Below are 12,042 nucleotides of genomic sequence, written 5' to 3'. Positions count from 1 at the left end.
AGAATTGTATGAGTAGGTAGCATCCCCAGAGACAGGTACCACGATATGTATAATACCTCAACCAATATCTTTTAAAAGCATAATACCTTAGCACTGGTCCAAACTCCTTAGCGTGTATTTACGGACGTTTCTCCACGACACCCTAAATTCATACTCATATTGTTAACCCTTTCAAACCAGACAGCAAACTGGACAAGATCACTGCGGTAACTTGTCAATGTAGCAGGAGATTTATCTGCTGCCTTTTGATCGGCAATGTATTGCTTAATTTGCTTTATTTCAATCACAAATGTTATACGATTAGATTTTGATAAAGTATATATATCACTAATAACACAATTATACGACGACTATATGTTGCTTATAACATGCAGCACTTGTTATACGAACAGTTTACTTTCGCAATCCAACTTCAACTCCAGATTCCACGCGGACCACAGTACATCACATACAATAATTAGTGGTAAGCTATTTTTTCCAAATCACGCTAATTCCTACAATTTTACCCCTTCCAGTTCGCCAAATCCACGTTTCTGTAATTTAAACCAAGTATGTAGTTAACTTAGCTGCCTGCTATAGACCGGGAAATATTGCTTTGGCTACGAAAGAGTAGTGGAGAAATCTCTTTCCTATTTCCAATTAGATGGTATCAACTATTTACCATCTTCGGGTATAACGGTCCTTCATTCACAGGTTCAGATACCTTCAGCCTATTAACTTGCCTAGCGCTTACCTGCATTATAGTTAGCAGGAGGGTAGATTACTCGCGCTTTCTGCCCCATGTAATCGCTTACATTTCGCTACATTGTCCCGCTCGCTCTTTGTTCAGAGCGGTAGGTTCATCCAGTAGCATGGATGGTGGTTCCCTTATGGGCCACAACTCCTTTTAACCACTTCGTGTCGCACCTCCACGATACCCTATAACAACACTCCCTTTGCAGGTCCGACCATTTTCGATTGCTGGTCGTTACAGAGACTTTGTTTTCTATTGGCATATCTGATATGTAAAATCCATAAGCTTTATGACATATTCATACCATTTTCTTATGGATTTTCAATCCATTTTATCAACTCAATCCCTCATTGCTTCTCTTCTCCATCACTTCTGACGCACGGACCACTTAGCGTACTATTTTTTCCCAATCCTATGTCCTCCCCTAATTTAACTCAAACATGCTTCTAGTGACTGATATTGCATATAGAGAGCCGGAGTATACAACAAATCTTCCCCATCCATTATTTTTGTGCGATCAATATATTCATCGTAAGGTATATCAGATGGGCTATTCCTTTGGCTGCTGTAGTATGCTTCTTGCCCAGCATCCTTAGTATAACCTGGAGTGTGGCTTGATTGTGGCAATCGGATTGTTGATGTATATGCGTTAGGTGTAACCACTGCACGAGGAGAAGGAGGACCTTCATGATCATCAGTATCATCATCCCGCTTTGCTTCACCTGGTTTGCAGCCATCTGAAAATGCAGCTTGCTTGGGTGTATACTTCTTTTCTTCTTGTTGTTGATTATAAGAGCTTTGGAGTATTTCATGTTGTTCCACTTGGACGCTCCCCTGTTGAGAAGATACAAAGTGTGAATCTGCAATATTTCCTATAGTCAATGCCTCCACTGCCTGTATACTGTTAGGTGCAAATTGTATTACGATTGGAGACCCTTGTGGATCTATTTGAGCACTCCCATTCATGTAGAACATCTGTACTGTTATGTTCATAGAAAGCGCATTTGCCATTGCATTTATTATAAGAGCATCAGCCCAGGAACCATGCTGGATATGATGATTCAAATAGCCATGTAGATCATTGAAATGTAGACCATTGCAATCTAAACCTCGTACATAGTCCTGGTAATACTCACAATTCGACAATATTTCATTGATCGCTAGGTCGTGCAACCCTTGAGCTGTGTATAGGTTATCACCACTTATTTGTTGAGCAATTGCATGATAGAAACACCAACCATCTCTATCAACGTCCGCAAAGCCTTCTGGTATTGTCATTTCTTCTATGTTTTGATGAGAATTGATCATAGAAGTCTTCTGCAGTGCTTTTTGCAGCACCAGTAGCAGCTTTTCGTTTTTATCAACTTCCGCCACAGCAGCCGCTTGTGTCTTAGATGCAGCATAACCACCACTAATCACAACGCTTTCTACTTTGAAGCTTTTACTGATTGCTGGAAGATGCGGTATTTCGATCTGCTGTTGGTATGCTTTTTCGTAGTCGAAAGCCTGATCATTAGGGAAAGTATCATCTTGTGCTGCACTTGTACGGTCACAATGAAAATTATAACTCACTCTTACTAGAACCTGTTTCCCACATTCATTCACCTTTTTAATAAATTCAACAGACTTGTGAGTGCATGGCTGATCATTTGGATTCTCTCTACACATACTTATGGTAGTATGAAGGTCCAATACGAATAATTCAGCATCGGAATGACTTTTTGAGATCTCTTCTGCTGCTTTTCTGAAAATTTGCGACTCAGAATGACTTCGATCATTATTATCCTTCGTACGTACTACCAAAAACTTAGAACGCATCTTATCACCTCTCACATATCCCAATTTAGCTAACCCGAAATTGGGATATACAGTCTGTGTCTCGCCAGGTTTTGTTGCTATAGTCAATATATAAGGGGTTCCGATACATTTGTTAAGTTTGTCAATCTCATTAAACTCCTCTTTATGGCCAGATTGCCTTGTTGCTTCTTTAGCGGCACGTGCGACATTCTGTTTCTTTGTAATCTCGTCTTTAATGCTCTTATAATGCTCTGGAAACGGCTTACTACCAAACCGCGGCTCTCCATTATGAGCCTCGTAAAATTTTTCTCTGTAATTGTTCTGGTACCAGGCTAATTGCTTATGGATCCTGTTCCCGGGTATGTACTGCCCATTATGCGGAACGTTAAAACTTGGACCCAATATTACTTCATCACCAGAACTACAATCATGACTTAGTAATGAATATTCACTGGAGTCAGAGGCATAAGCCTCTTCAGTTTCTCGTTGGTGGCTGTCTGCAGGTGTTGCATCCTGTTCAAAATTACCACCTTCATCTGGTCCCATTTCCGGAGCCAGCGAATCTTGTTGACCGAATTCATTAGAAGACCCTTCATTCTTATTAGTCTCTTTCTGGAACTTGCGCATTGCAACTCTCTAATTTGGCTTTTATTATTATATTAGCATCAATGCTGAACTTGAATAGTGGTAGCACAATCGCCGCATAATTTTTGCTAGCAGTGACATGTCGTTCTATAAATCTATAGAGTGTCATAGTCAAATAAAAAAAGACTCTCATGGTAATAGCGTGCGACTCAACAAAAGTCAGCAGCTGAGATCAAAATCTAATTCGTGAGTTCTTGTTGCACTTCAAACTAGAATCCACTGGACGGACTCTCTACTTCCAAATCAGCCGAGTATTGCTTTACAGCTAGTGAGACGCACCTGCTTCATACCAATACTCACTATATTCTCCTTTTAACCCATCACTTGCAAAAATAAAATTCTCATTAGTTAATTTGTTGATATCAACACCATACAGGCTTATCCAACTCTCATGGGACAATGAGGCTACTATAAAGCCCTTACCATCATGTGTAAACTCTTCCAACCGTAAATCCTCCATAGTTTTCAAATGCCCAAATTCTCTTAAATCAATTTTGTCACCTCCAGCACCTGCATCAAAATCCACTATAACACTAGAAATCCTGTCCTGCGCTTTAAAATCTTTCGTTATTACAAACGTGTCAGCATCAAAACTACCGCCCCATATCTCTTTGCTACCATTACCTCCTACATATATTGTGTCATTTCCTTCCTGACCGTTCACAGAATCCTTACCCATTGTCACATAAATCTTATCATCACCTGAACCACCTGCTATTATGTTGTCACCGTCATCATCACGTATGGTATCGTTCAATCGACTACCCATGATACCTTCTATCCCCACAATTCTAGACCTAATCACAGCTATGTCATTATATAGCACGTACCCTTCCTTCAAATTCACATCAACTGATATTGGTATATTCATAAAATCCGCCAAATCTCTACCTTCCCCACCTTCTATGCCTGCTGTAAACCCTTTTAGCATAAAATAATCATTGCCGTCTCCACCGTATAAGCTACTCATGCCCCATCCGCATGTTATCCTGTCATCGCCGCCACCTCCATATATCGTGTCGCTGCCATTACCTCCATCCAGATCATTACCAGTATCGTCACCAATAAGCGTATCATTAAAGTGACTGCCTATAACGTTTTCGATATTACTTAGCATATCCTTTAAACCCATAGGTTTCACAACTTTACCAGATACCAGGTTGATAACCAATCCAGGAATATTAGACACTGGTGGAGTACTAAAGGCCTGTCCAACGTACTGAGGCAATAAATTAGGCCTCAACCTTATTGCAAATTCTGACCCATGAACATCTGTAAATTCCTCTCTCCTGTACTCTACGTAATTGGCAGTGTCATTACCGTCGCCTCCATCTACCTCGTTGGAACCCTCTGCAACGAAAAATTCATCCCTACCTGTACCACCATCCAGTACGTTATTACCTTTACCACCAGATATCTTATCGCTCCAACCTCCTCCATTGATATAATCATCTCCATCACCACCAAATAGTTGATTAGAGTTATCATCTCCAATAATCCTGTCATTGTACCTTGAGCCTATAATACCCTCGATATCAGTATAGATATCCTCATATATGCCCTTTTTAAAACCTTTGCCCTCCGACAGATTGACGTTGATACCCTCTTGTGAGCTAGCGTATGAACAAAGATCATTACCCTCACCTCCATCTATGGTATTCTTCCCAGTGCCTCCAGATAATTGATCGTTTCCTTTACCTCCTCTTATCTCATCGTCACCATCACCACCAAAAAGCAAATCGTTACCATCGCCCCCTATGAGTACATCATTAAACTTCGTACCGATCACACCCTCTATATTCTTCAGTCTATCGTTCTGTCCAATCCCACCGGATACCCTGCCAAATACAAGATCAACTTTAATACCACTTGCCAATTCCTTCGAATAATCAACTATGTCTATACCTGCACCTCCATCTATTTCATCTTCTCCTTCGTCACCCAATATGATGTCATCTCCTTCCTCTCCATTTATCTTGTCTTTGCCCTCTCCACCACTAATCGTGTCTGCACCGCATCCTCCTTTTAATGCGTCATCCCCTTTACCACCGTATAACACATTGGCTTGAGCATCTCCTTCAATATTATCATCAAATTGAGAACCAACAACATTTTCAAATTCTTCGAGCTTATCTTGATGTACACCGTGTGTGCTACCTATACCTTGGCGCAAGTTCAGCGTCACCCCCTTACTTGCTAATCTATATGAAACGCTATCCTTACCTGCACCTCCAACAGCGTGGTCTCCGTCTCCTGTTAGTAAAATCTCGTCATTTCCTTCTTCCCCTAGTAACTTGTCAAAGCCTCTACCTCCATAAATCACATCATCACCATCAGCTCCTTTGATATCATCATCACCTTCCATCCCTTGCAGTACATTGTTACCGGCATCGCCCTGTATCACGTCACGATACTTGGAACCGATCACGTTCTCTATAGAAATATAACTATCTTCGTGTGCATAACCACCAGTTCCTCTCTGCCTTGACAAATCTACTACCACACCCACAGTTGAATATGGATGATTATAATGTGCAGTATCCCTACCCTCACCTCCATCCATGTGGTCTGGACCATCAAAACCACTTAGCACATCGTCTCCCTCACCTCCCAGCAACCTGTCATTACCAGTAGCACCAAATAACCGGTCGTTTCCACCTAGGCCTTCTATAGTATCATCACCTCCTTCACCGTTAATGTGGTTAGCATCTGCGTCTCCTAGCAAATGGTCATTATATTCAGAGCCCCCTAAATTTTGAAAGTTCCTAAACACATCGCCACTTGCGTGATCCTCTCGACCTTCTACCTTCTCTTGTTGCTCTTGCACACCACTCAATAAGCTAACGTGTACACCAATTGGTGATGTACCATAGGACAATGTGTTAACGCCAGCTCCACCATCCATGGTATCACCACCAGATCCACCTTCTATATGATCATCCCCATCTTCACCATAAAGCTGGTCGTTACCTCCCTCTCCATATATAAAATCACGACCATCGCCTCCGTACACTTTGTCATTACCCCCGCCCCCATACAGGCGATCAATTCCCTGTCCTCCAAACAACTCATCGCTACCTTCTCCGCCATCTAAATGATCGGAGCGCTCTTTACCGTACAGCTTATCATGTCCTCCTAGACCCTTGATATAATCACTACCCAAACTACCCTTGATAATGTTATCGCTCTCGTTCCCTACTAACCCAACGTCCTCTGAATCAACAAACATTTCTTCCCCAGCCGCTTCTGACAGCCTACTCTTCAACTCTCTTAGATCTACATCCAGCTCACCAAGGCTTTGGGACAATATGTAGCTTAGTTGTATCCAGAAATCATGCCCTAAATCGTACCGCAGTGCTAATTCTTTTGAAGCACATATTATCTCTGTAAGAGAAGCATTCAACTTGATACTGTCGTCAATAAAAGAGTACTCCGCATTTGGAAAAATACCAAGAAATGGTCCTTGTACCAGTAAATTCTTCGTGATCCTAACTAAGCCAATATCATAAGCCTTTTGTACTGCCGTTGAAGCATGTTGTCCCACAAACTTGGCAGCACCTAACTGCCTAAAATCTTGACCTGTAAATCTCTCAACGAATGCAACCTTCCTGGCTTCAATGTTAATGCCCTCAGCTGTAGCCCTTTCATCTTCTTCTATATCCGATACACCAGCCCACTCATACAAAATCTCTATCACCCTATCATAAATACTGTTTAGTTCTGATAACTTTGATACCATAAGATCCGATACTAATTTCTTAAGTCTTGGATTATGCGTCATAGATATATGCAGTGATGATATCTTTCCATACCCCCTAATCAATGGCATAAACAGCGTTTCTGGATCAATCTTGACCCCCATATCATCATTGTTGGCACCGCTCTCTCGTTCCTTAAAACACTCATCTTCTAACCATTCAGGGACTGTATCAATGCTCACATGTCTCCCACTTCCGAAAAAATACGAACCACTTTCCTCTTCATACAATTCCTCAAGGTATCGCGCAATCCTGGTGGTAAAAAATTGATATATCTTATTTGCCTCTTGTTTAATTAAGACACTGTACCCCTCTAGAACACTACTACCAGCATCCTTGTGTTTCAAGTACTGATCATGCAAAACACCTCGAATACCTTCCTTTTCCTTCACACAAGAGTGCATGTGCGTATGCAAAACCTGACTCAACTTACTGTCCGTGGCATTCTTCAGCTCCTCACTTTCCTGCTCAAGTCCCGTTAGTCGCCATTTTGTATAGTTACCATTTACTGCATCCACTTCCTCCCTCGCCCCTTTCGTGTAACGCTCTTTAACGATCGCAAGCTGCTTCTGATACTCCTCACTGTATCTCTTTACGGCTTTCCCAATCTCCCGTGTTGCTTCACCTTCATAAAACGCCTTCCAAGTATTTTTCTGTGTCTCATATTCCTGCACAAAATGTGCTTTGTGAGACGCAAGTACTTGTGCATATACAGAGTGTGCCAGCCTACCGCCTAGCACACTTTGATAGAGTTCTTCTGCCTTCTGTTTGGATTGCACATTTATTCCCGCTAGAATGCCCTTGAGCTTCTCCTGGTATTCCTGTGTTTTTTGAGCATTGATATCCTTCTTCTCCTGAGCTAGCTTATCGTTAATCTCATTGAGCAACTCATCCTTCGCTTTTAAGTACTCCTGCGTATAACGAGCCGTAATATTTGTCCTGTTTTGTATAGTAGCGTTTAAAACCCTTGAGACAATCTCATACTGTTTCTGAATACGTTCCTCGCTCACCTCTTCCACCAACCTCGATGCACCCTCCTTACAAACTTGTAGAGACTCAGACCTCCCCTGTACATTCTTTGTCTCTAGTTTTTGTAGAACCTCCTGTAATCCATAAGCATGCTGTTCCTTATGTCTATTGATGTACTTTACCGCTATCTCTTCTATAACTGCTGCGACCCAATCAGACCTTTTATCCGTGTCACCCGGCTCCTCTACTTTGCTCGATAACTCCTCTAATACCTCCTTGCGAAATCTCTCAATCTCTCCAAAATACTTATCTTCATCCATCTTGTAGTCACTTACCTTCCCCTTATACCATGAATCCATGTCGTCGTTGTGATAGTGCACATCAGCAACCTCTCCTTGCCTGCCATCTGTATAAGTAAAATTAGACTTTGATGTAATCGTATTGCCCTCTATAATCCTATTATCAGGCTCAGTATGCAGCGATATGCTTTTGATCCCCATATCCTTCAAGCTTCTTAACTCCTTTGCCTCACTATAACCGTTGGTGTTCTTGTCCTGCCATATCAACAACTCTTTGAAATCCTCATCTCGGTCGTCTATTACCTTATCGCCATTGCTATCGGATAGCGATAACTTAAAAAAGGCTGAGATTAGATCATCCCCAAATAACTCCGTAATATCATCGATCCTGCCATTTTTATTGAGATCCCTCGCAAGGTGCCCATCCTGCTCCGATAACCACCCTACTCTTTCTGCAAAACCATCGTTATCTATGTCAAAATACACACCACGTGTGTACGGCACTAACTTCACGCCGTCTCCATTAAGATCAAGAACTAGTGGACTAACATGTGATGCTGCATATCCTAATTCCTCTCTTAATGTATTCGTCCACATTCCAAATGTCGCACTCTTCAACATGCTCCACATCCACACACTTGATTCTGCCTCATCCTGCGCTATATCATGCGCCTCCTTAATAACTGATACTTTGTCATACATAGCCCAAGGCGTATAAGAGTACTTCCTTGCCACAGTGTCAAGCAACGTGCTGACAGTCTCAGTACATGAAAGTGATAATAGGCATAGTTTTGCCTCTTCTCGAAACGTCTTTAATATGTTGTCCTTCAAGTCAAGCTCTTTCAAAACTTTTTTAATGTATCCCTCAGGCTCCTCTCCTGTACCAGGCCTCCGATATAACCATGATGGCTCATTGACAAGGGGTGTCTCATGAAACCTCAAACCATCTACAACAGAAGGGAATAACGAGAACTCTGTAAACTTTGGCCTATAGTCCTCAAATATCCTATGCCGCATCTCGGATGACCTGTACGTACCAACTATACCGCTACTTGCCCCATTCCAAACCTTACCTATCCACGATAGAGGGCTATACCATGTCCAATCGTAACCGCGATTCCACACATTATGAGCATCAGTACGCTGTGCGCGTAACTCCTCACCAGGCTTAATCATGTCTGCCGAATTCCCTATCTCTTGCCTAACATTCACATGTTGCCAAACATGAAGTCTGTTTACGTCTATACCAGGATTCAGCTTCTTTAGGTTATCCTGCGTGGTACTGTGTTTTCTTGCAATTTTACCAAAGCTCTCCCCAGACTGTACAACGTGGACGTACTTGGGGACTTTGTCATTTTCGTACAAATATGCTCTATGTTCTGCCCTTGCCTTGTAGCCCACATCGTTACGCATCGTCTCCGCGACCTTAGCAGTGTTGCCAGAGATTATGTGTTTTGCTAAAGGCTTGATATTGCCATGTTGATAGCACCGATCCATCACTCCCATTTGTTGACCGTGACTTAAGCCATTCCATGTCTTCTGACCTATGCTACTGACGATCGTATTATGCGCTTCATCTATAGCAGAACGTGTCAGACCTTCCGCAGTATTGGTATCAATACGAATACCAATACTCTCAATCTGAGATCTCAGAGAACCAAGCGGCTCATTGCTACTTTTAGCATAAGCGTATTTTTCAATTATCTTATACTCTTCATCCTTCAGATTTAGACCTACTTTCCTTAATGCCTTCTGATTCCTTACTACCCATTTTGGTTCTATACCACTGTGGTACACCATCAGAGCATAACCGTACCCTACGGTCGGTACACCCTTAGAGTCAAGGTATACCGTAGACCTAAATCCCTCTAATCCTTTCACCTGTTCTACGTATTCCTTATACAACTTTTCTGTTATCATTTATATACCTCCTTCTTGTAATAATGCCCACCGTACCGAAATCCATTATTCATACCAATCTTACTCCAAACGGTCAGGGCTAGTCCCTCACCGCGCCAATCGCTTGCTTCATCCATATATATTGAATAAAAATGATATTTCCCCTTGTATCTAAAAACACCTGACATGTAGTCTTTCAGTTGCGAATACATAGCACCCCCTATATCCTTACTGTATAGACACTTGCTAGGGCTAAACACCAGATACGTACCCTCAATACCATAGTACGTATTTCTTTTGTCTGATTCATCGACAACCTCACCACGATTGCGAATTCTGATTAGGTCATCGCAATAAAGCACATAGTCATCCTTGCGACCAGGTACGTTATACATATTAAATTTAAATACCTTCAGATTACCCTGGCACCTATATTCATCTACCATGTATGCCCACTCTGGATTCTCTAGTTCCTCTTCACTGAACTCACAGAGCGTATACTTACCACAAACCATATCGGTGGTTTTATACATGTTAATAGGCTTTCTATCAGGGCATGCTACGTTAAACTTTGCTATCTCTGGATCATCAATACTCGTACCAACTGCTATCGGCTCAATGTGCTCTATGCCATTCTGTGTAACAAAATCATGCAATATTCTCTCTCTGCGCTTTATTGCCTTCTTGCTCATGCCATCTGCATGTCCTGGTTCAATCTGCCTATCCTTAAACATGTTCTTGATCAACTCAGCTTTGTCTTCTTCACGTTTTAACTCTAAGGTTAGGGCGCCAGAAGGTACCAATAGCACCAGTACTGTCAGTAATACTGTAACCCCTAAAACTCGTAACCAAAATCTATGCATAACAGGATAAACCATACAAAGCTTACAATGCTATTCGAGACCCTACTTGACTCTCTACATTAATGCAACCGTAATGTTTAGGATCTATTACAATCTCACACCACTAAGGTAGATGCTTTCTGCTGTACTTATGCAGTTGCTACTGGTAGCTTCATCCTTCTTCTTCTTGTAATGCAATCCTCTCATTCACCAAACACAGTTGCTTCCCGCAAAACGCCAACCCTATCGCCAGTACTTCATTCACTCCGTTCTGTCTAAATAGCTCAAGGTATTGTTTGTCCTTAACTTGCTTTAACCCTTCTTCTGCCTTTGCCTTCAACTCCTTTGGGTCATCTGTTGCCTTGAACTCCAGCAAGATGCCAGCTCTCCCACTCTGCTTTGGCAACATCACTACGTCAAACCTTCCAAGCCCCGACTCTTGATTGGAGCGTATGTAGTATTCTCCCCTTAACCCCACTACTAGCCCTAATATAAACACATGAAATATTTGCTCAGGTGTGTTCTTATTAAAGTCAAAGTAGCTACCGCTTTGCATTATGTAGCTTGTGATATACATCTCAAACCTCTCCATATCTCCATCCATCAAGCTCCTCACAAAGCTGTTGTATGAGTCTATGCTTCCTGCCTCGCTAAACCATTCAGATACTATTTGACTATATACTCCTCCAACTTCCTTGTTCGGTACAGATATCTCACATACAAGATGATACTCCATAAACTTGCTACTTAGCACCTTCAGATATCCTGCATACAGTAACAGGCTCCATAAAGCCTCCGGCTTCTTCTTTATGTCGGGAAACACCAAATTCTCAGACAGCACTTGCGTGATTATCTTCCCCTGCAACAACTCCTCAAATTCCTTTCTGACTTCCGGCTTTGCATCCTTTAAGAGCTCTTCTATCAACTCATTCCCTGATGTCTTGACCCAATACGTCTCTAACTTCCCATGGTTCTTTAAACACTTTATTATCGACCAGGGATTGTACAATACATGCCTCCCTGTTTGATAACCATTGTACCATTCCTTGATCGCATCAAGCGATACTCCTTGCTTCGTTTCTTCCAGCAGTTTGAGAACC

The 12,042-nt window shown here is 41.9% G+C and carries 4 protein-coding genes; all 4 read right to left on the bottom strand.

Annotated elements, in window-relative coordinates:
- Positions 1–1,162 precede the first annotated feature (1,162 nt).
- Positions 1,163–3,157 carry an OTU domain-containing protein gene (locus EDM53_RS02095; protein ID WP_130121955.1) on the bottom strand — a complete coding sequence of 665 codons (1,995 nt, stop codon included), beginning with the start codon at positions 3,155–3,157 and terminating at the stop codon, positions 1,163–1,165.
- A gap of 283 nt (positions 3,158–3,440) precedes the next feature.
- The gene (locus tag EDM53_RS02090) at positions 3,441–10,121 is read right to left on the bottom strand and encodes a LysM peptidoglycan-binding domain-containing protein (protein WP_130121953.1); all 6,681 of its coding nucleotides are present in this window, start codon (positions 10,119–10,121) and stop codon (positions 3,441–3,443) included.
- A complete protein-coding gene (locus EDM53_RS02085; RefSeq protein ID WP_130121951.1) occupies positions 10,118–10,978 on the bottom strand; it encodes a hypothetical protein in 861 nt (286 codons plus the stop codon). The genes EDM53_RS02090 and EDM53_RS02085 overlap by 4 nt, the downstream gene beginning before the upstream one ends.
- Before the next feature lie 136 nt (positions 10,979–11,114).
- Positions 11,115–12,042: PD-(D/E)XK nuclease domain-containing protein (locus tag EDM53_RS02080; RefSeq protein ID WP_207215418.1), on the bottom strand; the 928-nt coding region annotated here is incomplete at its 5' end.

It is taken from the genome of Rickettsiales endosymbiont of Peranema trichophorum, assembly GCF_004210275.1.
Lineage (GTDB): Bacteria > Pseudomonadota > Alphaproteobacteria > Rickettsiales > Midichloriaceae > RICK02.
The sequence above is the reverse complement of the archived record's forward strand: the minus strand, read 5'-3'. Positions and strand labels throughout refer to the sequence as shown.